This window comes from Variovorax sp. YR634, assembly GCF_900106655.1.
In the GTDB taxonomy this organism is placed as follows: domain Bacteria; phylum Pseudomonadota; class Gammaproteobacteria; order Burkholderiales; family Burkholderiaceae_C; genus Variovorax.
In genome coordinates this window covers 128,012-152,378 of the sequence record NZ_FNOL01000003.1, presented here as the reverse complement: position 1 = coordinate 152,378, position 24,367 = coordinate 128,012, and the positions used below count along the sequence as shown (strand labels likewise).

At 65.8% G+C, this 24,367-nt stretch carries 21 protein-coding genes and 1 tRNA gene; 13 read left to right on the top strand and 9 right to left on the bottom strand.

Annotated features, from left to right (window positions below):
• The first annotated feature begins 12 nt into the window (after positions 1–12).
• The 5 genes from BLV60_RS07450 to BLV60_RS07430 all read left to right on the top strand — a co-directional run bounded on the left by BLV60_RS07450 (position 13) and on the right by BLV60_RS07430 (position 2,735).
• A tRNA-Val gene (locus BLV60_RS07450) sits at positions 13–87 on the top strand.
• 161 nt (positions 88–248) lie between these two features.
• Complete coding sequence (locus BLV60_RS07445) at positions 249–371, top strand: stereocilin (RefSeq protein ID WP_093052323.1); 123 nt, start codon at positions 249–251, stop codon at positions 369–371.
• A gap of 35 nt (positions 372–406) precedes the next feature.
• Positions 407–1,510: an NAD(P)/FAD-dependent oxidoreductase gene (locus tag BLV60_RS07440; protein ID WP_093052320.1), complete on the top strand. Its 1,104-nt coding sequence runs from the start codon at positions 407–409 to the stop codon at positions 1,508–1,510.
• A 154-nt stretch (positions 1,511–1,664) separates the two neighbouring features.
• On the top strand, positions 1,665–1,961 hold the full coding sequence (locus BLV60_RS07435) for a glycine zipper domain-containing protein (protein WP_093052316.1): 297 nt from the start codon (positions 1,665–1,667) through the stop codon (positions 1,959–1,961).
• Positions 1,962–2,015: 54 nt separating this feature from the next.
• Positions 2,016–2,735 carry a phage holin family protein gene (locus BLV60_RS07430; RefSeq protein WP_093052310.1) on the top strand — a complete coding sequence of 240 codons (720 nt, stop codon included), beginning with the start codon at positions 2,016–2,018 and terminating at the stop codon, positions 2,733–2,735.
• Positions 2,736–2,753: 18 nt separating this feature from the next.
• On the opposite strand, the gene BLV60_RS07425 is transcribed toward BLV60_RS07430, so the two are convergent.
• Positions 2,754–3,833 (bottom strand): quinone-dependent dihydroorotate dehydrogenase, encoded by a 1,080-nt coding sequence (locus BLV60_RS07425; protein WP_093052307.1) that lies wholly within the window; start codon positions 3,831–3,833, stop codon positions 2,754–2,756.
• 40 nt (positions 3,834–3,873) lie between these two features.
• Between BLV60_RS07425 and rpiA the strand changes: the two genes are divergently transcribed.
• Positions 3,874–4,578 (top strand): ribose-5-phosphate isomerase RpiA, encoded by a 705-nt coding sequence (rpiA, locus tag BLV60_RS07420; protein WP_093052304.1) that lies wholly within the window; start codon positions 3,874–3,876, stop codon positions 4,576–4,578.
• Positions 4,579–4,606: 28 nt separating this feature from the next.
• On the opposite strand, the gene BLV60_RS07415 is transcribed toward rpiA, so the two are convergent.
• The 5 genes from BLV60_RS07415 to BLV60_RS07395 form a co-directional block, all read right to left on the bottom strand.
• Positions 4,607–5,248 carry a glutaredoxin family protein gene (locus tag BLV60_RS07415; protein WP_093052301.1) on the bottom strand — a complete coding sequence of 214 codons (642 nt, stop codon included), beginning with the start codon at positions 5,246–5,248 and terminating at the stop codon, positions 4,607–4,609.
• Between the two features lie 30 nt (positions 5,249–5,278).
• Positions 5,279–7,336 carry a M3 family metallopeptidase gene (locus BLV60_RS07410; RefSeq protein ID WP_093052298.1) on the bottom strand — a complete coding sequence of 686 codons (2,058 nt, stop codon included), beginning with the start codon at positions 7,334–7,336 and terminating at the stop codon, positions 5,279–5,281.
• A gap of 5 nt (positions 7,337–7,341) precedes the next feature.
• Entirely contained in the window at positions 7,342–8,193 is an 852-nt protein-coding gene (gene folD / locus BLV60_RS07405; RefSeq protein ID WP_093052295.1) for a bifunctional methylenetetrahydrofolate dehydrogenase/methenyltetrahydrofolate cyclohydrolase FolD, read from the bottom strand.
• Positions 8,194–8,269: 76 nt separating this feature from the next.
• Positions 8,270–8,902 (bottom strand): response regulator transcription factor, encoded by a 633-nt coding sequence (locus BLV60_RS07400; RefSeq protein ID WP_012747279.1) that lies wholly within the window; start codon positions 8,900–8,902, stop codon positions 8,270–8,272.
• Positions 8,899–11,430, bottom strand: a complete 2,532-nt coding sequence (locus BLV60_RS07395; protein ID WP_093052292.1) for a PAS domain-containing sensor histidine kinase — start codon at positions 11,428–11,430, stop codon at positions 8,899–8,901. The genes BLV60_RS07400 and BLV60_RS07395 overlap by 4 nt, the downstream gene beginning before the upstream one ends.
• A gap of 227 nt (positions 11,431–11,657) precedes the next feature.
• On the opposite strand from BLV60_RS07395, the gene aceE reads away from it, so the two are divergent.
• The 4 genes from aceE to lpdA are packed head-to-tail and all read left to right on the top strand — an operon-like array spanning position 11,658 to position 18,475.
• On the top strand, positions 11,658–14,372 hold the full coding sequence (aceE, locus tag BLV60_RS07390; protein ID WP_093052289.1) for a pyruvate dehydrogenase (acetyl-transferring), homodimeric type: 2,715 nt from the start codon (positions 11,658–11,660) through the stop codon (positions 14,370–14,372).
• Positions 14,373–14,421: 49 nt separating this feature from the next.
• Positions 14,422–16,071 (top strand): dihydrolipoyllysine-residue acetyltransferase, encoded by a 1,650-nt coding sequence (gene aceF, locus BLV60_RS07385; protein WP_093052286.1) that lies wholly within the window; start codon positions 14,422–14,424, stop codon positions 16,069–16,071.
• Positions 16,068–16,661: an Ntn hydrolase family protein gene (locus tag BLV60_RS07380; protein WP_093052283.1), complete on the top strand. Its 594-nt coding sequence runs from the start codon at positions 16,068–16,070 to the stop codon at positions 16,659–16,661. The genes aceF and BLV60_RS07380 overlap by 4 nt, the downstream gene beginning before the upstream one ends.
• Entirely contained in the window at positions 16,658–18,475 is a 1,818-nt protein-coding gene (gene lpdA / locus BLV60_RS07375; RefSeq protein WP_093052280.1) for a dihydrolipoyl dehydrogenase, read from the top strand. Before BLV60_RS07380 ends, lpdA begins: the two co-directional genes overlap by 4 nt.
• Before the next feature lie 85 nt (positions 18,476–18,560).
• Here lpdA and BLV60_RS07370 read toward each other — a convergent pair whose 3' ends face one another.
• Positions 18,561–19,136 (bottom strand): C40 family peptidase, encoded by a 576-nt coding sequence (locus tag BLV60_RS07370; protein ID WP_093052277.1) that lies wholly within the window; start codon positions 19,134–19,136, stop codon positions 18,561–18,563.
• A gap of 241 nt (positions 19,137–19,377) precedes the next feature.
• On the opposite strand from BLV60_RS07370, the gene BLV60_RS07365 reads away from it, so the two are divergent.
• The gene (locus tag BLV60_RS07365; protein ID WP_093052273.1) at positions 19,378–20,508 is read left to right on the top strand and encodes a PQQ-dependent sugar dehydrogenase; all 1,131 of its coding nucleotides are present in this window, start codon (positions 19,378–19,380) and stop codon (positions 20,506–20,508) included.
• Between the two features lie 12 nt (positions 20,509–20,520).
• On the opposite strand, the gene BLV60_RS07360 is transcribed toward BLV60_RS07365, so the two are convergent.
• Positions 20,521–21,318, bottom strand: coding sequence for an alpha/beta fold hydrolase (locus BLV60_RS07360; protein WP_093052270.1), 798 nt, complete (start codon positions 21,316–21,318; stop codon positions 20,521–20,523).
• 10 nt (positions 21,319–21,328) lie between these two features.
• Positions 21,329–22,951: a 4-hydroxyphenylacetate 3-hydroxylase family protein gene (locus tag BLV60_RS07355; RefSeq protein ID WP_093052267.1), complete on the bottom strand. Its 1,623-nt coding sequence runs from the start codon at positions 22,949–22,951 to the stop codon at positions 21,329–21,331.
• A gap of 105 nt (positions 22,952–23,056) precedes the next feature.
• Between BLV60_RS07355 and BLV60_RS07350 the strand changes: the two genes are divergently transcribed.
• Positions 23,057–23,728, top strand: coding sequence for a TetR/AcrR family transcriptional regulator (locus tag BLV60_RS07350; RefSeq protein ID WP_093052264.1), 672 nt, complete (start codon positions 23,057–23,059; stop codon positions 23,726–23,728).
• A 12-nt stretch (positions 23,729–23,740) separates the two neighbouring features.
• Positions 23,741–24,343, top strand: a complete 603-nt coding sequence (locus BLV60_RS07345; RefSeq protein WP_093052261.1) for an isochorismatase family protein — start codon at positions 23,741–23,743, stop codon at positions 24,341–24,343.
• The last annotated feature ends 24 nt before the right edge of the window (positions 24,344–24,367 follow it).

Below are 24,367 nucleotides of genomic sequence, written 5' to 3'. Positions count from 1 at the left end.
CAGCAGCGTTTCGGGCGGTTAGCTCAGGGGTAGAGCACAGCATTCACACTGCTGGGGTCGGAGGTTCGAAACCTCCACCGCCCACCATTCAAAGCAACGACTTACGGCACCTTCGGGTGCCGTTTTCGTTTGTCGCGCCGACTTCATTCATCGACTGAACTGTCGGCCTGCACCGACGGCAAGTGCAGCCAAGGGCTGTTGAACTTCCCGCGGCAGCGGCTTAGAACAGAGGGGCAAGGAGCACCGCCATGGCCACTCATCCAGATCTTCCGACCCCCGTCACGCCGAACTTGCCCGTCGAGCCCGACGAAGGAGCCGAGACGCCACCCGACGAACCCACCGATCCGGAGCCGCCGCCCTCCGTGCAATGAGGAAATCCGCGAGCGAGCCGCGCTAAGCTCGCGCGATGGACGAAATAGATTGCGCTGTCATCGGCGCTGGTGTGGTGGGGCTGGCAGTGGCGCGCGCCTTGGCGCTCGCGGGCCGGGAAGTGCTGGTGCTCGAATCCGAAGGTGCCATCGGCACGGGGACAAGTTCGCGCAACAGCGAAGTCATTCACGCCGGCATCTACTACCCGCAGGGCTCGCTCAAGGCGAGGCTGTGCGTCGAAGGCAAGGAAATGCTGTACGCCTACGCGGCGGAGCGTGGTGTGCCGCACCAGCGCTGCGGCAAGCTGATCGTGGCGACCTTGCCCGAGCAGGCGGACCAGCTCGATGTCATCCGGACGAAGGCGGCTGCGAACGGCGTCGGTGATCTGACGTTGATCACCGCGCAGCAGGCTGTGGCGATGGAGCCGCAGCTGCATTGCGTGGCGGCGCTGCATTCGCCGAGCACAGGCATCGTCGATAGCCACTCGCTCATGCTGAGCCTGCTCGGCGACCTCGAGAACGCGGGCGGCATGTTGGCACTGAAATCGCCCATCGTGCGTGCCGAATGCGGCGATGGCGCCATCGTCCTGATGGCTGAGGATGGCACTGCGCTGCGTTGCCGCAGCGTGGTCAATGCAGCGGGTCTCGGTGCCCCTGCGCTGGCGCGGCGTTTCGAGGGCCTGCCGGCCTCGGCGGTGCCCAGGGAATACTTCGCCAAGGGCAACTACTTCACCCTGTCGGGGCGAGCGCCGTTCGGGCGTCTGATCTATCCCGTGCCCGAGCCGGGCGGGCTGGGCGTGCACCTCACGATCGACCTAGGCGGCCAGGCCAAGTTCGGGCCCGATGTGCAGTGGGTGTCTTCGGCCGACGAACTTGTGGTGGACCCGGCCCGCGGCGAGGATTTCTATGCCGAGGTGCGCAAGTACTGGCCCGCGCTGCCCGACGGCGCCCTGATCCCGGGCTACGCGGGCATGCGGCCGAAGATCTCGGGCCCGGGCGAGCCGGCGGCCGACTTCATGATTGACGGACCTGCATCGCACGGTGTGCCGGGGCTGGTCAATCTCTTCGGCATCGAGTCGCCAGGCCTCACGAGCAGCCTGGCCATCGGGCGCCATGTGGCCGGCTTGCTGGCGGACGCGTGAAGCGCGCTTTGCACGCCGCGAAGTGGCATCTCGCGTCAAAGTCTGCACATCTGTAGCGCCTGAGGGTCTTTTGAGCCTGTAACATGACAGCACGCCATTTGCTGGCGCGAAGCCGCCGGCGCGGTGCCGGTGTCATCACGGAGGAAAGTTTCCAATGAGTGCATCCCAAAATCTTGAAGCAGCAGCCGAAGACATTGCAAGCGACGTGCGCGGCGTGCTGGCAAGCAAGGACCTGGATTCGGTTCCCCACATCAAGGCGCTGCGCCAGCGCATCGACACCAAGCTGGCCATCGCACGCGAACTCGCGGCCGAGAAGAGCAAGCTCGCCGCCAAGAAGGCCCGTGAAGCGGCCACCTCCGCCAACGCCTACGCCCACGACGAACCATGGCAGATCGCCGGTGCCGCACTGGCCGTCGGCGTGCTGGTGGGCCTGCTGCTTGGCCGCCGCTGACCTGAGCGCGCACGGCAGCAAGATCGTTCATCCGGACATGGCCGGAGCCAGCCCATGAGGCTGCTGTCCCTGTTCGGGCTGAACGCCCGGATTCGCCGGCTGCGCATTGCCGCGGCCGAAGGCGCCTTGGCGGCCGAAGACCGGGTGCAATTGCTGCGCATGGCCTGGGAGGACGAGAAGCAGCGCCTCAAGCTGATGCTCGTCTTCAGTCTGGCCGTGCTGGGGCTCACCACGGTCACGGTGGCCTTGCTGTCCGTGGCGGTGGTGGTTCATTTCTGGGAAACACCGTACCGCATCACCGCTGCGTGGTCGGTGGCAGGCGTGTGGATCGTGCTCTGGCTGGCCGCTGCCATCGGCTTGCTGCTGACCCTGCGCAATGCCTCCAACAGCTTCGTGCCGGCGCGCCACGAGTTCGAGCGCGACTGGGCCTGGGTCCAGGACAGCTTCGGCCTGGGCAAGGATCCGGAGCAGGACGAAGAAGCGCCGCGCCCCCCGCGGCCGGCCACGCGCGAAGAGCTGCTGGCGCGCATGGAGCGTCAACGCGAGCGCATCGCGACGCTGCAGGGTGGACGCGAGGCACAGCCTGCGGGCGGCTCGGGCGAAGGCGAAGCGCCTCCGCCCAATGAATCGGCTGCTGCCGCTGCCTTGCGCATCGCCCGTGCACATCCCGTGGCCACCGGCGTCGTTGCCGCGGCGGCCGTGGTGGTGATCAAGCCGAGGCGCCTGCTGCGCTGGGCTGCGGTCATCGCGCCAGTGCTCTGGCGCATGCGCTGAAGAGGAAAGAAAAAGCTCTCAGGCCTTGCTGCGATCGCGCAGCAGCGCCTGAGCTGCTTCGCGGACCAGCGTCGGTCCGCGGTAGATCAGGCCGGTGTAGATCTGCACCACGTCCGCACCCGCGGCGATCTTGGCCTTGGCATCCGCACCGCTGAGGATGCCGCCCACCCCGATGATCGGAAAGCCCGAGCCCAGCGCCGCGCGCAATTGGGCGATCACGCGGTTGCTTGCCTCGCGCACCGGTGCACCCGACAGTCCACCCGCTTCTTCGGCATGCGGCAGGCCCTTGACGGCATCGCGCGCAAGCGTGGTGTTGGTGGCGATCACGCCGTCCATGCCGTGGCGCTTCAGCGTGGCGGCGATGACTGCCACCTGGGCTTCGTCGAGATCGGGCGCGATCTTCACGAACAGCGGCGAGCGCTTGTTGTGGCGTGTTGCCAGCGTCTCGCGCCGCTCGGCCACCGCGCCGAGCAGTGCATCGAGAGCTTCGTCGCTCTGCAGCGTGCGCAGGTTGGCCGTGTTGGGGCTCGAGATGTTGATCGTCACATAGTCGGCATGCGGGTACACGCCGTCGAGGCAGATCAGATAGTCGTCCACCGCACGCTCGATCGGCGTGGCGGCGTTCTTGCCGATGTTGAGGCCCAGCAGCATCGGCTGCTTCGCACCGCCGCCGCCCTTGCGAAAGCGCGCCTTCTGCACGTTGGCCAGGAAGGCGTCGAGCCCTTCGTTGTTGAAGCCTAGCCGGTTGATCAGCGCGTCGCGCTGCGGCAGGCGGAACATGCGCGGCTTGGGATTGCCCGGCTGCGCCTTCGGCGTCACCGTGCCGACTTCGACGAAGCCGAAGCCCATGGCGGCGAAGGCGTCGATGCAGCGCGCGTTCTTGTCGAGCCCGGCCGCCAGGCCCACGCGGTTCGGAAAGGTCAGCCCGCCGAGCTGGACGGGGTCGTCGACGCGGGGCGCCGAGTAAGCGCAGGCCAGCGGCGTGTTCTGGGTGCGAGCAAGCCCATCCAGCGTGATTTCGTGGGCATGCTCGGGGTCAAAACCGAACAGGAAAGGGCGGGCCAGGCCGTAGAGCGAGGAGGGCATCAGCAGGGGCATCGGATAATTCGGGGCTTCAATGAGCCAAGGATTCTCCGCGATGACCGCACCCGCCTCCCCAACCCCTCTTTCTCAGGACGAACTCAAGGCCCAGGTCGGCCTTGCCGCGCTGGCCTATGTGGTCAAGGGCGAGATCGTCGGCGTCGGCACCGGCTCGACGGTGAACAAGTTCATCGATGCGCTGGCCACCATCAAGGACGAGATCAAGGGCGCCGTCTCCAGCTCGGTCGCCTCGACCGAGCGACTGCGCGCCCTCGGCATTCCGGTGTTCGACAGCAACGAGGTGGAAGAGCTGGCGGTCTACATCGACGGCGCGGACGAAATCGACCACCGCGGTTTCATGGTGAAGGGCGGCGGTGCTGCACTCACGCGCGAGAAGATCGTCGCGGCCCAGTCGCGCAAGTTCGTCTGCATTGCCGATGCATCCAAGCTGGTAGAGGTGCTGGGCGCCTTTCCGCTGCCGGTGGAAGTGATTCCGATGGCCGCGCGCCGCGTGATGCGCCAGTTCGCCAGCATGGGTGGCGTCGCCCAGGTGCGCGAGAAAGACGGCCTGCCGCTGGTCACGGACAACGGCCAGCACATCGTCGACGTGACGGGCCTTCGAATCACCGATCCGCTGGCTTTCGAGTCCGAAGTGAGCCAGTGGCCGGGCGTGGTGACGGTCGGCGTCTTCGCGCACCAGAAGGCCGACGTGTGCCTGCTGGGCACCTCGACTGGCGTGAAGACGCTGCAGTTCGGCGCCTAGGAATGAAAGGCCGCGCGAGCGGCCTGGCTCAGAACTTGATGCCGGCGGGGTTGCTCGGGCTCGGCTCGCTCGATGCGGGGGGCGGCGGCGCCGGCTGTGCGGCCGGTGCTGCGGCGGCACGGGGTGCGGGTGCTGCCTGCTGCGCGATCAGCGGTCGCGCGGGGCCGTTGCGGTAACCGGCGGGCAGGCTGTTGCTCTTGGGGTAGCCGGCCGCGTCGAGGTACTGCGACCACTCGACATCCGAGAAGCCCTTGAGCTGCTGCGACCCGATGGTCAGCAATGGCAGCGAGCTCTGGCTGCTCAGGCGCTGCAGCGCCTCGATTTCCTCGTTGCTCTTGACGGTGCGTTCCTCGAACGGAATGCCCCGCGTAATGAGCAGCGAGCGAGCCGTGCTGCACGGCCCGCATTCGTCGCTGCTGTACAGCGTGACGGGGTAGCGCTGAGCCACTTGCCTCAGCTCGTAGGGCAGGCCCGCATTCGCCGGCGTGGTGGAGCCGCTTTGCGAGGCCGAGGCCGGCTCGGTGCTGGCCGTGGGGGCGCGGTCCGAGAACGTTACCTTGCCATTCTTGTCGACCTGGCGATAGACCTGTTGCGCCATGGCGCCCGTGGCGACGAGCACAAGGGCCAGGCCGGTCAGGCGATGCAGTGAGAATTTGTAAATCGGATGCATCGCCCGAGTATCGCAAGCTTCAGCGCCGCATCAAGCAGGCTGAGGCTCCGTCATGCCCTGGTGTCGCAGCAGCGCATCAAGCTGGGGCTCGCGACCACGGAAAGCCTTGAACGAATCCATGGCGCTGCGGCTGCCGCCGGCCTCCAGGATGGCCTGGCGGTACTTGCGGCCGGTTTCGATGTTCGGCTCGCCGTCGGCACCCACGGTTTCCTCGAAGGCCGCGTAGGCGTCGGCGCTCAGCACCTCGGCCCACTTGTAGCTGTAGTAGCCGGCTGCGTAGCCGCCCGAGAAGATGTGGCTGAAAGTATTCGGCGTGCGGCTGAACGGCGGCGAGGGCATCACCGCCACCTCGGCGCGCACCTTGCCGAGCAGCGCCATCACGTCGCCGGTCTTGGCGGCGGCCGCGTGGTACTCGGTGTGCAGCAGCATGTCGAACAGCGAGAACTCGATCTGGCGCAGCGTCTGCAGGCCGCTCTGGAAGTTCTTGGCAGCGGTCATCTTGTCGAACAGCGCGCGGGGCAGCGGTTCGCCGGTGTCGACGTGGGCGGTCATGTGCTTGAGCACATCCCACTCCCAGCAGAAGTTTTCCATGAACTGGCTCGGCAGCTCGACTGCATCCCACTCGACGCCGCTGATGCCCGACACGTCGCGCTCGTTCACCTGGGTGAGCATGTGGTGCAGGCCGTGGCCGAACTCGTGGAAGAGGGTGGTCACGTCGTCATGCGTGAGCAGCGGCGGCTTGCCGTCGACGCCGCTGGCAAAGTTGCACACCAGTTGCGCGATGGGGGTTTGCAGCGCACCGTTGTCGGGGCGCAGCCAGCGGGCGCGCACGTCGTCCATCCAGGCACCACCGCGCTTGGCGGCGCGGGCCGAGGGGTCGAGATAGAACTGGCCGACCTTCTGACCGGCGCGTTCGATGCGGTAGAACTCGACGCTCGGGTGCCAAGTAGGCGCCGAGTCGCGGCGGATCGACACCTCGAACAGCGTCTCGACGATCTTGAACAGCCCGGCCATGACCTTCGGCGCGGGGAAGTACTGCTTCACCTCCTGCTCGCTGAAGGCGTAGCGCGCTTCCTTGAGCTTCTCGCCGATGTAGCTCCAGTCCCAGGGCTGGGGGGCGGTGATGCTCAACTGCTCCGAGGCGAAGACCCGCAGGTCGGCCAGGTCGCGCTCGCCATAGGACTTGGCCTTGATTGCGAGATCGCGCAGGAACTTGACGACCTGCTCGGGCGACTCGGCCATCTTCGGCACGACCGAGAGTTCGCCGTAGTTCCTGTAGCCCAGCAGCTTCGCTTCTTCCTCGCGCAGCGCGAGGATTTCGGTGATGAGCGCCGTGTTGTCGAAGGCGGCGTCGCCGAACTCGCTGGCGCGGGTGACGTAGGCGCGGTAGAGCTTCTCGCGCAGCGCGCTGCTCTTGGCGAACTGCATCACCGGCAGGTAGCACGGCATCTTGAGCGTGAGCTTGTAGCCTTCCTTGCCATCGGCCTCTGCGGCGGCGCGCGCGGCGCTCACCACGTCTTCGGGCACGCCTTCGAGTTCGCCGAGCGCGGCGTAGTAGGCGAAGGCATCGGTTGCGTCGAGTGCGTTTTCGCTGAACTTCTGGCTCAGCTCGGCCTGGCGCTCCTGGATCTCGGCGAAGCGCTTCTTGGCGTCGCCCTGCAGCTCGGCACCGCCCAGCACGAAGTTGCGCACGGCATTGCGATGCGCCTGGCGCTGCTCTGCGTTGAGCGTGGCGACGTCGATGGCCTTGTACTTGGCGTACAGCTGCTCGTCGGAGCCCAGGCGGGTCCAGAAGGCGGTCACGCGCGGCATGGCTTCGTTGTAGGCGGCGCGCAATTCGGGCGTGTCGGCCACTGCGTTGAGGTGGCCGACGGCGCTCCAGGCGCGGCTGAAACGTTCGGAGGCCACGTCGAGCACCTTCGAGATCGCATTCCAGTCAGCGGGAAAGCCGGGCGCCGTCACGGTCTGCAGCGCGGTCTCGGCATCGGCCAGCAGCGCGTCGACGGCGGGCGCGACGTGCTCGGGCTTGATGCGATCGAACAGCGGGAGATCGTTGAAATCGAGGAGAGGATTGTTCGTCATGGCCATGAAAGTTACTTGGCGGCGCGTTCGGCCGCTTCAAGGGTGTTTGCCAGAAGCATGGCGCGCGTCATGGGGCCGACGCCACCGGGCACGGGCGTGATCCAGCCGGCCACTTCCTTCACGCCGTCGAAATCGACGTCGCCGGCCAGCTTGCCGTCTTCCTTGCGGTTCATGCCCACGTCGATGACGACCGCGCCCGGCTTCACCATGTCGGCGGTCAGGAGATTGAGCTTGCCCACCGCCGCGACGATCACGTCGGCCTGGCGCGTGATGGCGCCCAGGTCTTGCGTGGCGCTGTGGCAGATGGTCACGGTGGCGCTCTTGGCGAGCAGCATCATGGCCATCGGCTTGCCGACGATGTTGCTGCGGCCGATGACCACGGCGTGCTTGCCGCGCAGGTCGTAGCAGATGGATTCGAGCATCTTCATGCAGCCGTGCGGTGTGCAGGGCCAGAAGCCTGGGGCGCCGGTCATCAGTGCACCGGCGCTGGCGACGTGAAAGCCGTCGACGTCCTTCGCGGGCGAGATCGTCTCGATGACCTTCTGGCTGTCCATGTGTTTGGGCAGCGGCAGCTGGACCAGGATGCCGTGCACCTTCGGGTCGTCGTTGAGGGTGCGGATGCGGGCCAGCAGATCGGCCTCGCTCATGTCGGCGGGGTAGGTTTCGAGCGTGGCTTCCAGGCCGGTCTGGGCGCTGTCGTTGACCTTGTGCTTCGTATAGACCTGGCTGGCCGGGTCTTCGCCCACGAGGATGATGGAAAGGGCCGGGTTCACGCCACGGGCCTTGAGTGCGGCGGTGCGGCCGGCAACTTCGGCGCGAATGGTTTTGGCGAGGGCGTTGCCGTCGATCAGTTGGGCGGTCATCGGTTTCGATTTTCCAAGTAAAAACGCCCGCTTGCGCAGGCGTGGGATTCATTCGTCGCTATCTGTCGGATAGCTTCTAGGCCTTGGCAGCGGGCGCCGCCTGTCCGAGGGCGATCTTGAGCAGATCGGCCACGGTGTTGGCGTTGAGCTTTTCCATGATGTTGGCGCGGTGCGCCTCGACCGTCTTGATGCTGATGCCAAGGTCGTCGGCGATCTGCTTGTTCAGGCGGCCGGCGACGATGCGTTCGAGCACCTGCGCCTCGCGGCCCGTGAGCTTGGACAGCAGCGCGTCGCGGCTGGCCGACTGCTGGTGCTGCGTGAAGGCGCCGCGCGCATGTTCGAGCATGCGCTCGACCAGCGTGACCAGCTCTTCGTCGTTGAAGGGCTTCTGGATGAAATCCATCGCGCCTTTCTTCATGCTGTCGACCGCCATCGGCACGTCGCCGTGGCCGGTGATGACCACGATCGGCAGCGGGGAGCGCCGTTCGATCAGCCGATCCTGCAATTCGAGGCCGGTCATGCCGGCCATGCGGATGTCGACGATCAAACAGGCGACTTCGCGCGGGTCGTATCGGGAGAGAAAGGATTCGGCGGAATCGAAACAGCGGACTCTGTAGTCCTTGCCTTCGAGCAGCCATTGCAGCGAATCGCGTACGGCTTCGTCGTCGTCGACGACATAGACCGTGCCCTTCTTCGGAATCAAACTCATGCAGGTACCTTTGCCTCGTCGCTAGCTACGGAACTGATAGCGTCCAACACCGGAATCCAGAAGGAAAAGCGGCATCCGATCACATCCGGGCCATTGTAGATGTTCTCCGCCTGCATCCGGCCGCGATGCGACTCGACGATGGTGCGGCACAGATTCAGCCCGATACCCATGCCCTCGGGCTTGGTCGAGAAGAAGGCTTCGTAGAGCCGGTCCATCACTTCGGGCGCCAGGCCCTTGCCCGTGTCCTGCACCGAGAACTCGATGGCGTTGTGGCCCTCGATCACCTTGGGCAGCACGCGCAGTTCGACGCTGCGGCGCGCCAGCGGGCGGTCGGCGATGTCGATGGATTCGGCGGCGTTCTTCAGCAGGTTGACCATCACCTGCTCGATGAGGATCGGGTCGACGCGCACCACCGGCAGCCGCGCGGCCACGTAGTGATTCAGGCGCACGTTGCGCCGGCGCAGCTCGATGCCGGCGAGTTCGACCGCCTCGCTCACCATGGTGGCCACGTCGGCCGGCGTGCGGTTGGGTTCGCTGCGCTTCACGAAGGAGCGGATGCGCTGGATGATCTGGCCCGCGCGCTGCGCCTGTTTCGAGGTCTTTTCGAGCGCGGCGAGCAGGGCCTCGGTGTCGATCGACTGGCCCTTGATGCGCGACATCATCCCGTTGCAGTAGTTGGTGATGGCGGTCAGTGGCTGGTTGAGCTCGTGCGCCACGCTCGACGCCATTTCGCCCATCGTGATGAGGCGGCTTGCGGCCTGGGCCTTGTCGGCCTGCGCGGCGGCTTGCTCTTCGGCGTCGCGGCGCGGCGTGATGTCGGTGGCGATGACGAGCTGTGCCAGGCGGCCGTCGACCCAGGTCAGGTAGCGCGAACGCACTTCGAGCCACTTGCCGAGGTGGGGCACGAAGATTTCGTTGTTGGCGGTCTGGGCGGCGGTGAGCGTGTCGATGGGCAGGCCGGCATACGGGTCCACGTCGTCGAGGCCTTCGTCGTGCGCATTCGATGCGGGCACGCCTGCTTGCGCGACCATGCCCAGGTGCCCCACGGTGTCCGAGCCGAACCACAGGCGATACAGCTTGTTGGCGAACAGCAGTTCCTCGCTGCCGATGGGGGCGACCGACACCGCTGCGTCGAGCGCTTCCAGCACGGTGGTGAAGCGCTCGTAGGAGGCCGACAACTGCTCGCGGATGCGCGTGGGCTCGGTGATGTCGGTCATCGACGTCATCCAGCCGGTCTGGTGGCCGCGTGCGTCGATCAGCGGCGACACGTACAGCCGCGCGTTGAAAACGCTGCCGTTCTTGCGCTTCACGCGCACCTGGAAGCCGCCGGGGAGGGCGCGGCCGTGCAGCTCTTCTTCAAGCCGCTCGTTCATCACCTCGCGGTCGGACTCGAGCCAGTAGGGAAAGGGCGGCGTCTGGCCGACCAGTTCTTCCTCGCTCCAGCCCGTCATGGCGCAGAAGGCGGCGTTCACGTAAGTGATGCGCCCTTGCAGATCGAGCACGCGCATGCCCGTGAGCATGGAGTTTTCCATTGCCCGGCGGAAATTGGTCTCGGCCACCAGCCGCTGCTGAGCCTGGAGCCGTCGCCGCGTGTGACGCCAGGTGCCGATCAGCATCCAGCTCGTGAGCACGCTGAGAGCGCAGACCAGCCAGAACAGGCCGTTGCCGACCACGCCCTGCGAGGTGCGGTAGGCCTGCGCCCGCAGCACCAGCGCATTGCCCACGGGCGATACCGGCACTTCGTACTCGTTGGTTCGCTCGCTCCAGGGCAGCAGGCGCGTGCCGCTGTCTTTCAGGTTGGTGGTGTTGCCGGCAATTACATGGCCCTTGGCGTCGAGCAGCGACACCGCGTAGCGCGCCTGGACCTCGGACGGCATGCCATAGCGCAGCAGCCCGTCGACCGAGAACTCGCCCAGCACCACGCCCGCGAACAGGCCCTGGTCGAAAAGGGGAATGTGCAACTGCAGCATCGCCGCTGGATCGCCTCCGGCCACAGGCTGCGAATACACCGGCTGGCGCAGTTCGCGCGCCAGCGCGTAGTTGCTCTCGATGTCGCCGGGGCGCAGCACATCGCCGATCAGGTGCTGCTGCGCCGGGTGCACGCTGGGCGCCGCATAGCCGGCCTTGAAGCGGCGGCGGTCGTCGATCCAGGTGATGGTCTGCAGTTCGGGGAACTGGCTCACCAGGGACTCGGCGCGGCTGGTGAATTCGACCGGGTCGATCTCGCGGTTAGAGGCATCGCGCGCGATGCGCATCAACTGCTCTTGCCGCTCCAGCAGCCGCAGCCGCATGCGCTGCTGGGCGTATTCGACGTCGCGGCGCACCGACTCCTGCTCGCGCTCGACTTCTTCAGTGCGCAGGTACCAGAAGGCGGAAACGATGGCGGCAAGAAACAACAGCACAGCCGCCATCGGCGCGAGCATGGCGACCGCATCCTGCAGCACCGGCGTCTGCCGGCGCCACCACCTGCGCCACCAGGACAGGGGTGAGGCACTGCGGGCAACGGCCAGCGGGGAGGAAAGAGGCATCACCCGAGTTTAGGTGAAGCCCCTCTCGGAAGCGATGTGGGCTGCCGTGGGATGAGCTCGGTAGCGGTTGCGGGATGGTTGCCGTCCCGATCGGTGCATTGTCATAAATATCATATTAAGAAATCGTCACGCACTATTTGAAATCCCAATGTTTCTATGAGAAACTCCGCCGCGCTGATCCCATAGCGCACTAAATTACCGCCACAGCCCTAAAAGGAGAGACAAGCATGTCGGCAAATCCCGAGAACCTGTTCGGCTCGGCCGCAAACGATGCGGACGCCCAGGAAACCCGTGAATGGATGGATGCACTGTCCTCCGTCATCCAGAGCGAGGGTCCGGAGCGGGCCCACTTCCTTCTCGAGCAGCTGCTCGAGCATGCCCGCCAGAACACGGTCGACATGCCGTTCTCGGCCAACACCGGCTATGTCAACACCATCGAGCCCTCGCAGGAGGCTCGCAGCCCCGGCAATCTCGAGATCGAACAGCGCCTGCGCGCCTACATGCGCTGGAACGCCATGGCCATGGTGGTCAAGGCCAACCGCCACCATCCGGCCGAAGGCGGCGATCTGGGCGGCCACATCGGCTCCTTCGCCTCGCTGGCGAGCATGTTCGGCGCCGGTTTCAATCACTTCTGGCACGCCGAGAGCGAAAACCACGGCGGCGACCTGCTCTACATCCAGGGCCACGTTTCGCCCGGCATCTATGCCCGCGCCTACCTCGAGGGCCGCCTCTCCGAAGAGCAACTGCTCAACTTCCGCCAGGAAGTGGACGGCAAGGGCCTGTCGAGCTACCCGCATCCCAAGCTGATGCCGGAGTTCTGGCAGTTCCCCACCGTGTCGATGGGCCTGGGCCCGCTGATGGCGATCTACCAGGCGCGCTTCCTCAAGTACCTGCATGCACGCGGCATCGCCAACACCGAGAACCGCAAGGTCTGGGTTTTCTGCGGCGACGGTGAAATGGACGAGGTCGAATCGCTGGGCGCCATCGGCCTCGCGGCACGCGAGAACCTCGACAACCTGATCTTCGTCATCAACTGCAACCTGCAGCGCCTCGACGGCCCGGTGCGCGGCAACGGCAAGATCATCCAGGAGCTCGAAGGCGAGTTCCGCGGTGCCAACTGGAACGTCGTCAAGCTGATCTGGGGCAAGGGCTGGGACGCCCTGCTCGAGAAGGACCATGACGGCGCGCTGCGCAAGATCATGATGGAGTGCAACGACGGCGACTACCAGTCGTTCAAGGCCAACGACGGCGCCTACGTCCGCAAGAACTTCTTCGGCCGAGACCCTCGCACGCTGAAGATGGTCGAGCACCTGACCGACGACGAGGTCTGGAACCTCCAGCGCGGCGGCCACGACTCGCAGAAGGTGTTTGCCGCCTTCCACGCCGCCCAGAACCACACAGGCCAGCCCACGGTGCTGCTCGTCAAGACCGTCAAGGGCTTCGGCATGGGCAAGATCGGCGAGGGCAAGAACACGGTCCACCAGACCAAGAAGCTCAGCGACGAGGACATCAAGGCCTTCCGCGACCGCTTCAACATCCCGATTCCGGACAGCCAGATTGCCGAGCTGCCGTTCTACAAGCCGGCTGACGACACGCCGGAAATGCGTTACCTGCACGAGCGCCGCAAGGCCCTGGGTGGCTACCTGCCGCACCGCCGTGTCAAGGCCGACGAGAGCTTCACGGTGCCGTCGCTCGACACCTTCAAGGCGGTGATGGAGCCTACGGCCGAGGGCCGCGAGATCTCGACCACTCAGGCCTATGTGCGCTTCCTCACGCAACTGCTGCGCGACAAGGCGCTCGGCCCGCGCGTGGTGCCGATCCTCGTGGACGAGGCGCGCACCTTCGGCATGGAAGGCCTGTTCCGCCAGATCGGCATCTACAACCCGCACGGTCAGCAGTACACCCCGGTCGATAAAGACCAGGTCATGTACTACAAGGAAGACAAGGGCGGGCAGATCCTGCAGGAAGGCATCAACGAAGCCGGCGGCATGTCGAGCTGGATCGCGGCGGCAACGTCGTACAGCACGAACAACCGCATCATGGTGCCGTTCTACGTGTACTACTCGATGTTCGGCTTCCAGCGCATCGGCGACCTGGCCTGGGCGGCCGGCGACATGCAGGCGCGCGGCTTCCTGCTCGGCGGCACCTCGGGGCGCACCACGCTGAACGGCGAAGGCCTGCAGCACGAAGACGGTCACAGCCACATCCTGGCCAACACCATTCCGAACTGCGTGAGCTACGACCCGACCTTCGCGCACGAAGTCGGCGTCATCCTGCACCACGGCCTCAAGCGCATGGTCGAGAAGCAGGACAACGTCTACTACTACCTGACGCTGCTCAACGAGAACTACGCGATGCCCGGCCTGCAGCCCGGTACCGAAGAGCAGATCATCAAGGGCATGTACCTGTCGAAGCAGGGCCCAGCGCTCAAGGCCAAAGCCCCCACGGTGCAACTGCTGGGCAGCGGCACCATCCTGCGCGAAAGCTTCGCTGCGCAAGAGCTGCTCGAAAAGGACTGGGGCGTGTCGGCTTCCGTGTGGAGCTGCCCGAGCTTCAACGAGCTCACCCGCGACGGCCAGGATGCCGACCGCTGGAACCTGCTGCACCCGGACCAGACGCCGCGCGTGCCCTTCGTGGCCGAGCAGCTCGGGGCCTCGACCGGCCCGGTGGTCGCATCGACCGACTACATGAAGGCCTATGCCGAGCAGATCCGCCCCTTCATCCCGAAGGGCCGCACCTACAAGGTGCTCGGCACCGACGGCTTCGGCCGAAGCGACTTCCGCAACAAGCTGCGCGAGCACTTCGAGATCAACCGCCACTACATCGTGGTGGCCGCGCTCAAGGCGCTGAGCGAAGATGGCACCGTGCCGGTTGCCAAGGTGGTGGAAGCGATCAAGAAGTACGGCATCAATGTCGACAAGGTCAACCCGCTTTACGCTTGAACATCAACAACCAACGAACGAACGGCGCCTTACGGCGGGAGACAACGATATGGCAGCAGTGGAAGTGAAGGTGCCGGACATCGGCGATTTCGATGAAGTCGCGGTGATCGAGGTGCTCGTGAAGGTGGGCGACACGGTCAAGGCCGAACAGTCGCTCATCACGGTCGAATCGGACAAGGCGTCGATGGAAATCCCGTCGTCCACGGCCGGTGTGGTCAAGGAACTGAAGGTCGAAGTCGGCAGCAAGGTGAAGGAGGGCTCGGTGGTGCTCGTGCTCGAGGCCGAGGGAGCGGGTGCTGCTGCAGCGCCGGCCCCTGCGCCTGCAGCGGCCCCCGCAGCCGCCGCGCCTGCGCCGGCCGCCGCAGCTCCTGCTGCCGCCCCGGCAGCCTCGGGCCCGGTCGAGATCAAGGTGCCGGACATCGGCGATTTCAAGGACGTCGCCGTCATTGAAGTGCTTGTGAAGCCGGGCGACGCGATCAAGGTCGAACAGTCGCTGATCACGGTGGAGTCGGACAAGGCCTCGATGGAGATTCCGTCGTCGGCTGCCGGCGTGCTCAAGGAACTCAAGGTCAAGGTGGGCGACACGGTCAACATCGGTGACCTGATTGCCGTGCTTGAAGGTGCTGCGGGTGCTGCAGCCCCGGCGCCTGCGCAGGCTGCCGCACCGGCAACCGCATCCGCCAGCGCGCCCGCACCGGCGGCCGCCGCATCGGCGCCTGCTGCAGCCGCCCCGGCCCACCAGCCGACGGTCGTGCCCAGCGCCAGCCTGCCGCACGCCTCGCCCTCGGTGCGCAAGTTCGCCCGCGAACTCGGCGTGCCGCTCGAAGAGGTCAAGGGCTCCGGTCCCAAGGGCCGCATCACGCAGGAAGACGTCCAGAGCTTCACCAAGGCCGTGATGAGTGGCCAGGCCAGCACCAAGGCCTCGGCGGCCAAGGCGCCGGCAGGTGGCGGCGCTGATGGCGCGGCGCTGGGCCTGATCCCATGGCCGAAGGTCGACTTCACCAAGTTCGGCGCGGTCGAGCGCAAGGACCTGTCGCGCATCAAGAAGCTCAGCGGCGCGAACCTGCACCGCAACTGGGTGATGATTCCGCACGTCACCAACAACGACGAAGCCGACATCACCGAGCTCGAAGCCTTCCGCGTTTCCACCAACAAGGAGAACGAGAAGTCGGGCGTCAAGGTCACGATGCTGGCCTTCGTGATCAAGGCGGTGGTTTCGGCGCTGAAGAAGTTCCCCGACTTCAACGCCAGCCTCGACGGCGACCAGCTGGTCTACAAGCAGTACTTCCACATCGGCTTTGCGGCCGACACGCCCAACGGGCTCGTGGTGCCGGTGCTGAAAGATGCCGACAAGAAGGGCATCCTGCAGATCAGCGCCGAGATGGGCGAACTCGCCAAGAAGGCGCGCGACGGCAAGCTCGGCTCGGCCGACATGCAGGGCGGCTGCTTCTCGATCAGCTCGCTCGGCGGCATCGGCGGCACGCACTTCACGCCCATCATCAACGCTCCTGAAGTGGCCATCCTCGGCCTCTCCAAGGGCCAGATGAAGCCGGTGTGGGACGGCAAGCAGTTCGTGCCGCGTCTCACGCTGCCGCTGTCGCTGTCGTACGACCACCGCGTGATCGACGGCGCCCTGGCTGCGCGTTTCAACGCCTACCTGGGTCAGGTGCTCGCGGACTACCGTCGAATCCTGCTATGACCACCGTAGTGGCCGTCCGCAAAGGCGGCCAGGTCACGATGGCAGCCGATTCTCTGGTGACCTTCGGCGACACGCGGCTTTCGCACCGCGCCGAAGCCAACCAGAAGATCTTCACCGTCGAGGACGCGGCGGGCACCAGCCTGTTCGCGATGGCCGGCGCCGCCGCGCACTTCCTGGTGCTGCAGCACGCGCTGGCCGCGCAGGAGCGCGAGAAACTGCTGTTCGGCAGCAAGCACGAGATCTTCCGCACCTTCACGATGCTGCATCCGGTGCTGAAGGACACGTTCTTCATGCAGACCAAGGAAGACGAGCACGAGCCCTACGAGTCGAGCCAGTTCACGATGCTGATGGCCAACCAGAGCGGCATCTACGGCATCTACAGCTACCGCGAGGTGTTCGAGTTCAAGGAGTTCTGGGCCATCGGCTCGGGACGCAGCTTCGCACTCGGCGCCATGCACGCGGCCTATGACATCAAGTCGCGCAGCTCGCGCGACGTGGCGGAGGCAGGCATTGCCGCCGCCTGCGAATTCGATCGCAATTCGGCCCCACCGGTCGACGTTCTCACACTCAAACTGAAAGTGTCCAAATGAGCGAACAACAAATCAAGGTGCCCGATATCGGCGACTTCGACGAAGTCGCGGTGATCGAGGTGCTGGTCAATGTCGGAGACACGGTCAAGGCCGAGCAGTCGCTGATCACGGTCGAATCGGACAAGGCCTCGATGGAGATTCCGTCGTCCGCTGCCGGCGTGGTGAAGGCGCTGGCCGTGAAGGTGGGCGACAAGGTCAAGGAAGGCTCGGTCGTGCTGACGCTGGAGGTGAGCGGCGCCGCGGCGTCCGCGCCCGCAGCGGCGGCGCCTGCGCCAGCGGCTGCAGCCCCGGCACCGAAGGCGGCTGCGCCGGCTCCGGTATCGGCACCCGTGGCATCCACCTACGGCGGCAAGGTCGACGTCGAGTGCGACGTGATCGTGCTCGGCGCCGGCCCCGGCGGCTATTCGGCCGCTTTCCGCGCAGCCGACCTCGGCCTGAAGGTCGTGCTGATCGAGCGCTACGCCACCCTCGGCGGCGTGTGCCTGAACGTCGGTTGCATCCCGTCGAAGGCGCTGCTGCACGTGGCTTCCGTCATGGACGAGGTCAAGCACTTCGCCGACCTCGGCGTCAGCTTTGCCGCGCCCACTGTCGACCGCGCCAAGCTGCTCGGCCACAAGAACAAGGTGGTGGGCAAGCTCACCGGCGGCCTCACGGCCATGGCCAAGATGCGCAAGGTGACGGTGCTGCGCGGCGTCGGCAACTTCATCGACCCGTACCACATCGAGGTCGAAGAAACCTCCGGCGCCAGCTGGGACACCACGGGCAGCAAGCAGACCGTGAAGTTCCGCAACGCGATCATCGCGGCCGGTTCGCAGTCGGTGAGCCTGCCCTTCATGCCGAAGGACCCGCGCGTGGTCGACTCGACCGGCGCGCTCGAGATGGGCACCGACCCCAAGCGCATGCTGGTGCTGGGCGGCGGCATCATCGGCCTGGAAATGGGCACGGTGTATTCCACGCTGGGCGCGCGCCTGGACGTGGTCGAAATGCTCGACGGCCTCATGCAGGGCGCCGACCGCGACCTCGTGAAGGTCTGGCAGAAGATGAACGCGCCGCGCTTCGACAACATCATGCTCAAGACCAAGACGGTCGGCGCCGAAGCCACGAAGGAGGGCATCAAGGTCACCTTCGAGGGCGAGCAGGCGCCGAAGGAGCCGCAGGTGTACGACCTGGTGCTGCAGGCCGTGGGCCGCAGCCCCAACGGCAAGAAGATCGGTGCCGAGAAGGCCGGCGTGGCCGTGAGCGACCGCGGCTTCATTCCAGTCGACATCCAGATGCGTACCAACGTGCCCCACATCTTCGCCATCGGCGACATCGTGGGTCAGCCCATGCTGGCGCACAAGGCGGTGCATGAGGCGCATGTGGCGGCCGAAGTCATTGCCGGCGAGCAGAAGGGCGACAAGGAGCTTTCCAGCGCCGCCTTCAACGCCCGCGTGATCCCGAGCGTGGCCTACACCGACCCCGAGGTGGCGTGGGTCGGCCTCACTGAAGACCAGGCGAAGGCCGAAGGCATCAAGGTCAAGAAGGGCCACTTCCCGTGGACTGCTTCGGGCCGCGCCATCGCCAACGGCCGTGACGAAGGTTTCACCAAGCTGCTGTTCGACGCCGAGACGCACCGCATCCTTGGCGGCGGCATCGTCGGCACGCATGCCGGCGACATGATCGGAGAGATCGCGCTGGCCATCGAGATGGGTGCGGACGAGATCGACATCGGCAAGACCATCCACCCGCATCCGACGCTGGGCGAAAGCATTGGCATGGCGGCGGAAGTGGCGCACGGTACCTGTACCGATCTGCCGCCTGCGAAGAAGGGCTGACAAGACAGAAGGGCGCTGCTGATCGAGCGCCCATGAAAAATCCCGCCAAGGCGGGATTTTTTTCGTTCTGAATTCGGGGGGAGGCTCAGTTGCCGGTATTGGCGACGGCCGCAGCCTTCACTTCATCCGTCGGGCCGCCGAGCACGCGGCGGGCGCCGTCGAAGCGGCGTTGCCAGTAGCTGCCGTTCATGTCTTCCACGCGAACCTGCGCGCCGGAGCGGGGCGAGTGGATGAACTTGCCTTCGCCGACATAGATGCCGACATGGCTGAAGGCGCGGCGCATGGTGTTGAAGAACACGAGGTCGCCGGGCTTGAGCTGGCTGGCGTCGATCTTCTCGGTGGCGGCGGCTTGCTCTTCGGCGCGGCGCGGGAGCATGTGGCCGACCGTCTGGTTGTACATGGCACGGACGAAGCCGCTGCAATCGAAACCCGATTCGGCGGTGTTGCCGCCGCGGCGATAGGGGACGCCCAGGAAACCGATGGCGGTCACCACCAAGTCGGAGGTGCGCTCTGTGACGGTTTGGCGAACCTGCTTGAGCTGTCCGATGATGCCTTTGTCGGCGAGCATTCGTGCCAACTCGTCATCGGTTTTTTCCTGTTGGGGGGCCGCATGAACAGCGACGGCAAATAGGAGGGACGCGGGTAGGACGAAAAAACGCATGGCGCGTAGGATATTGATGACGCGCGGTTATGTCAATTTAATCAGAATTAGCGAATGCATCTGTAAGTCATTGATTTACATGAAAAATTTTGATCCGGCCGAAGAAAAAATGTAACGGTGAACGTTTATTGCCCATAAGTGGTTGACCGCGAATGGGCCCTCGGACTTCGGGTGAACAGGCGGTCAGGCTGGATTCGGTCGCTATTTCTCGCCAAGATCGCCGCAACTACCCGGAAAAGTCATGAACTTGCAGATCCAGCCGTCCTTTTCTCTTGTTTACCGCTTTGCAGCGGTTGCCACGCTGGGTTTTTGTGTCAATGCGATGGCGCAGATGCGCCCCGAAACAGTGGCTGCGGGCCTGGAAAACCCTTGGGGCGTCGCCTTTCTGCCGGGCGGTCGATTTGTGGTGACGGAGCGGCCCGGCCGCCTCCGGCTGATCGGTGCCGACGGGAAGATCGGCGCACCCATCACAGGTTTGCCTCCTATCGCGGCGGGCGGCCAAGGTGGCTTGCTCGACGTGCTGGCTGACTCGGGCTTCGAGAAAAACCGCACGCTGTACTTTTGCTTCTCCGAACCCGACGCGGGCGGCTCAGCCAACAGCACGGCGCTGGCCCGCGCCAATCTGTCGGCCGACGGCACGAAGCTCGAAGACCTGAAAATCATCTTCAGCCAGCAGCCCAAGGTGGCGAGCCGCAATCACTTCGGCTGCCGCATCGTCGAGGCGCGCGACGGCACGCTGTTCCTCACGCTCGGCGACCGTTTCAGCCGCAAGGAAGATGCGCAGAAGCTCGACAACCACCTTGGCAAGATCGTGCGCATCGGCAAGGACGGCGCGGCGCCCAAGGACAACCCCTTCGTCGGCAAGGCGGGTGCATTGCCAGAGATCTGGAGCTACGGCCACCGCAATGGGCAGGGCGCCACGCTCGCGCCCGACGGCCGCCTCTGGATGACCGAGCACGGCCCGCAAGGCGGCGACGAAATCAATATCCCGCAGGCCGGCCGCAACTACGGCTGGCCCGTGATCACCTACGGCGAGAACTACGGCGGCGGCAAGATCGGCGACGGCATCACCGCCAAAGACGGCATGGAGCAGCCGCTGCACTACTGGGTGCCGTCGATCGCACCGTCCGGCATGGCGTTTCTGACCAGCGACCGATATGGCGCGGGCTGGAAGGGCAATCTGTTCGTGGGTTCGCTCAAGTTCGGCTACCTCGACCGCATCGAATTGAAGGGCGGCAAGGTAGTGGCCGAGCACAAGCTGCTGGCCGAGGGCCGTGCCCGCATCCGCGACGTGAAGCAGGGGCCCGACGGATTGCTCTACGTGCTGACCGACGAGGCGGATGGCAAGCTGCTGCGCCTGCGGCCGAATTGAAGCGCCGCGCGTTCAGCCGGGGCAGCCCGGCAGCGGCAGGGTCGGCAGCATGCGGCGCCAGAGGCGAGTCCATTCGGGCCAGTCGTGGCCGCCCTCGGTCGTGAATGCGCGTTCGGCCGGCAGCACTTCCGCAAGCAAGCGGTTGCTGAAGGCAAAGCGGTCGTCGACGCCATAGCCGAGATAGAGCGGCGGCCGGGCGCCCGCCGTGTTCGTGAATCCCGTATAGCCGCGCAGCCATTGCCAGAGCTGTGTTTCGTTGGGCGTGCGTGGAGGGCTCTCGGCCGGATCGACAAGCGGTCCGTTCCACTTGGCAAGGCCGCCGGCATTGGCGATGTCGGTGCCGAGCGTGCGCTCGCCGAGGTAGGGCGCGAGCGTCACCAGCCCCGCAAGCTCGCCCGGGTGCGTCTGCGCATAGAGCATTCCGCCGAAGCCGCCGAGGGAAATTCCGACGAACCAGATGTGCTTGTAGCCCTGGTTGCGCGCCGGCGCCATCACGTCGGCGCTCAAGCGATCGAGGATGGTCTTGTTGTTGTAGTAGCCGAGATGCGCGTCGACCAGCATCACGTCCGCCGCGATGCGGTTGTCGCGGACGGCGCGGACGAAGCCTTCGCGCTCGAACTCGTCGGGCGTCGAGTACGCGCCGGGAAGCATCACCAGCAGCGTGTCGACATCGCTGCGCGCACAGCTGCTTTTTTCGAGCGAGGTCGCCATCGGCGCCGTGGCTTTGCGCACGCCGCCGCAGGCCACGACGAGCAGCGCGGCACCCACGCCCAGCGCTGCGAGGCACAGCCGCTTCGAGAAGATCTTCATCCGCCTGAGTCTAGGCGCGCCGCGATGCCGGCAGATCGACCATCACGGGTTGCCCGGGCGTGGTGCAGCCGGTGTCGCAGCATTTGCCGGGCTGGCGGTTGCTGGTGATGGCACGGCCCGGGTCGTGCGGCGCGGCGGCGGGCGAGCCGTCGGCCGCGATGCCGCGTTCGAGGATGCGTTCGACCAACTCGACCTTGGAGCCGACGGGGTAGTTGCGCCAGATTTCCTGCTTCATCGCTGCGGGCGAACCGCCGCCGTGCAGGCTGATCACGCTGTACCAGCCGCCCTGATAGCCAGCCGTCAGGTCTTCGATGAAGCGGGCCGTTTCGATGCGCTGTTCGTAGGGAATGGCCGGGTTGGCCCGCAGCACGTCTGACAGGCGGGCGGCGGTCTCGGGGTTGTGGTCTTCGTCGGGGCCGGGGAGGGTGACGATCAGGCCGCCGCTCACGTAGTGCGCGATGCGGTGCATGTCGTAGATCTTCGTGGCCAGCAGCAGCTTGCCGATGTTGCTGAATACCGGGTCGGGCATGAAGACGTCGCAGTGCTCGTCGGCCTTGCCGTAGACGCTGGCCGCCACGCCGCAGGCGAAGAAACTCTCGGTGATGGTGATGAGCTCGACCATCTGCTCGCGCAGGTGGCTTTCCTTGCCCGGGTCGAAGCCGTTGGCCTCGCACATCAGTGCGCCGGCGCCGATCAGCAGGTCGCCGAAGCCGGCGCGGGCGCCGATGCAGCTGTGGCGGTGGTGCGTGGCGTAGCTGTAGGTCAGGTGGCCGGAGTGCTCCCATTCGCCGGCGTAGAACACGCGCTCCCACGGCACGAAGACCCTGTCGAACATGCACACGCCGGTGCTTTGGCCGTACTTGCGGCTGAAAAGCGCATCGCCGTGCTCGAGCTTTTCACCGGGCCGGCCGGCTGGCCGGGCGACGATGGTGAGGCCGGGCGCGTCCAGCGGCACGGCGCAGCAGACGGCGAAATCTGCGTCTTCCTTGCCCATGTTGCGGCAGGGCATGACCAACAGTTCGTGCACATAGGGCGCGCCGGTCACGATGGCCTTGGTGCCCGAGATGACGATGCCGCGTGCGTTGCGCTCCACCACGTGCAGGTAGCTGTCGACGTTGGCCTGCTCGTGCGGCCGGCGGCTGCGGTCGCCCTTGGCGTCGGTCATGGCAACGCCCAGCGTCAGGTCCTGGTCCTGCACGCGGTGCAGGTAGTCGTGGAAGCGGGCGGTGTGCTCGGTGCTGCCGCGGGCGTCGTCGATGCGTGCCGACACCTGGGCGATGGCGTTGAGCGCATCGTGCGTCAGATAGCGCTGGGCGCAGCCTGTTTCCTGGCAGACCAGCCGCACGGCCTCGAGCTTGTTGAGCAGGTCACCGGAGCCCGTGTTGATGTGGGACAGCCGGTTGACCCGCTTGCCGCTGGTGTGCTGCACGGCGGTCATCAGCGGCTCGTATTCCTTCTTCAGGGCGTAGTCGTAGGTGAGGGCGATGGCATTGATGCCGGGCTGGAAGGCCGGTTCGTCGGCCACGCTGTCGACGCGGCGGCCGTCGACGAAGACGTTGGGGGTGTAGCGGCGCAGCGACTCGCGGTAGTCGGTGCCGGACATGAGGGTGGCGCTGGGGAGCGGGGCGTTCATCGTGCTTGTCTCCTGGTTCTGGCCTAAATTTAAACACCGTTCAATTTTTCAATCAACGATTAAAAAAATGGAGCAGCGATCAATCCAGGGGCTATAGTCCCGCCCATGCACGCCAAGCTCCAACGCCGCCAGGCGCTCACCGACGCCCGCCGCACGCTCGTGCTCGACGCCGCTCGCGCGGTCTTCCTGGAGGCCGGCATCGAAGGTGCGAGCATTCGCGAAATTGCCCGCAAGGCCGGCTACACGCCGGGCGCGATCTATTCGTACTTCGAGAGCAAGGAGGCGATCTACGCGGCCTTGCTCGGCGAGTCGATACAGCGTTTGCAGGCGGCCGTGGCCGATGCCCCCGTGGCGCCGGACAGCCCCGACCAGACGCTCGCCGCCAAGGCCCAGGCGTGGTTCGACTTCTACGCCGCGAACCCGCGCGAACTCGACCTGGGCTTCTATCTGGTGCAGGGCATGCGCCCGCGCGGCCTGACCAGCGAGCTCGATCACGAACTGAATGACCATCTCTACCAGGCCTTGCGCCCGTGCGAAGAAGCGCTGCAGGCGATGGGGCTCGATGCGAACAGCGCCCTGCAGGAAAACACTTCGCTCTTCGCACACGGCGTCGGCCTGCTGCTGATGCAGCACACCGGGCGCATCCGCATGTTCAGGCAGTCGGCCGATGCGCTGTTCAAAGCCTACGTGGCGCAACTCGTGCAACGCGTCGATGGCGGCCCGCGCCAAGCCGGTCTTTTCGGTGGTACGGTTCAGCCCAATTCAACCGATACCTGAAAGAAACTGTTCATGCTGCTCGACGCCTCGCAATCCCAACTCGTTCTGGTCGACTACCAGGCGCGGCTGATGCCGGCGATCTTCGAGGGGGAGGCGGTCGCGCAGAACGCAGTGCGGCTCGGCAAGATGGCGCGGCTGTTCCAGGTGCCGGTGTTCGGCACCGAGCACAACCCCTCCAGCCTGGGCGAGAACCTGCCCGACATCCGTGCGCTGTGCCAGCGCACCCTGTCGAAGATGCATTTCAGCGGCGTGGAAGAGGGCCTGGGCGAGTGGCTGCGCGTGCCGGCCAAGGCGCCGCAGGGCAACGCACGCAGCCTGCCCAAGCATCTGCAGAAGCCCGCTGCCGCGGCCGAGGAGCGCAACAGCATCGTGATCGCCGGCTGCGAAGCCCATGTCTGCCTGCTGCAGACCGCGCTCGACCTGCTGGAAGACGAATTCGAAGTCTGGGTCGTCACCGATGCCTGCAGTTCGCGCACCGAGCGCAACCGTGACGCCGCCTTCGACCGGCTGGCCGGCGCCGGCGCCGAGCTCGTGACGACCGAGATGGTCGGCTTCGAGTGGCTGCGCACGGCGGAGCACCCCGCATTTCCTGAATTGCTTTCTCTCGTCCGGTAATCGCACCGCAGGCCCTGCAGCCTG

Coding starts and splice junctions, on each gene's coding strand:
- BLV60_RS07345 (WP_093052261.1), top strand. CDS start 23,741: ATGCTGCTCGACGCCTCGCAATCCCAACTCGTTCTGGTCGACTACCAG.
- BLV60_RS07415 (WP_093052301.1), bottom strand. CDS start 5,248: ATGCATCCGATTTACAAATTCTCACTGCATCGCCTGACCGGCCTGGCC.
- BLV60_RS07410 (WP_093052298.1), bottom strand. CDS start 7,336: ATGGCCATGACGAACAATCCTCTCCTCGATTTCAACGATCTCCCGCTG.
- BLV60_RS07370 (WP_093052277.1), bottom strand. CDS start 19,136: ATGCGTTTTTTCGTCCTACCCGCGTCCCTCCTATTTGCCGTCGCTGTT.
- BLV60_RS07355 (WP_093052267.1), bottom strand. CDS start 22,951: ATGAACGCCCCGCTCCCCAGCGCCACCCTCATGTCCGGCACCGACTAC.
- aceE (WP_093052289.1), top strand. CDS start 11,658: ATGTCGGCAAATCCCGAGAACCTGTTCGGCTCGGCCGCAAACGATGCG.
- rpiA (WP_093052304.1), top strand. CDS start 3,874: ATGACCGCACCCGCCTCCCCAACCCCTCTTTCTCAGGACGAACTCAAG.
- lpdA (WP_093052280.1), top strand. CDS start 16,658: ATGAGCGAACAACAAATCAAGGTGCCCGATATCGGCGACTTCGACGAA.
- aceF (WP_093052286.1), top strand. CDS start 14,422: ATGGCAGCAGTGGAAGTGAAGGTGCCGGACATCGGCGATTTCGATGAA.
- BLV60_RS07445 (WP_093052323.1), top strand. CDS start 249: ATGGCCACTCATCCAGATCTTCCGACCCCCGTCACGCCGAACTTGCCC.
- BLV60_RS07425 (WP_093052307.1), bottom strand. CDS start 3,833: ATGCCCCTGCTGATGCCCTCCTCGCTCTACGGCCTGGCCCGCCCTTTC.
- BLV60_RS07360 (WP_093052270.1), bottom strand. CDS start 21,318: ATGAAGATCTTCTCGAAGCGGCTGTGCCTCGCAGCGCTGGGCGTGGGT.
- BLV60_RS07435 (WP_093052316.1), top strand. CDS start 1,665: ATGAGTGCATCCCAAAATCTTGAAGCAGCAGCCGAAGACATTGCAAGC.
- folD (WP_093052295.1), bottom strand. CDS start 8,193: ATGACCGCCCAACTGATCGACGGCAACGCCCTCGCCAAAACCATTCGC.
- BLV60_RS07430 (WP_093052310.1), top strand. CDS start 2,016: ATGAGGCTGCTGTCCCTGTTCGGGCTGAACGCCCGGATTCGCCGGCTG.
- BLV60_RS07365 (WP_093052273.1), top strand. CDS start 19,378: ATGAACTTGCAGATCCAGCCGTCCTTTTCTCTTGTTTACCGCTTTGCA.
- BLV60_RS07380 (WP_093052283.1), top strand. CDS start 16,068: ATGACCACCGTAGTGGCCGTCCGCAAAGGCGGCCAGGTCACGATGGCA.
- BLV60_RS07395 (WP_093052292.1), bottom strand. CDS start 11,430: ATGCCTCTTTCCTCCCCGCTGGCCGTTGCCCGCAGTGCCTCACCCCTG.
- BLV60_RS07400 (WP_012747279.1), bottom strand. CDS start 8,902: ATGAGTTTGATTCCGAAGAAGGGCACGGTCTATGTCGTCGACGACGAC.
- BLV60_RS07350 (WP_093052264.1), top strand. CDS start 23,057: ATGCACGCCAAGCTCCAACGCCGCCAGGCGCTCACCGACGCCCGCCGC.
- BLV60_RS07440 (WP_093052320.1), top strand. CDS start 407: ATGGACGAAATAGATTGCGCTGTCATCGGCGCTGGTGTGGTGGGGCTG.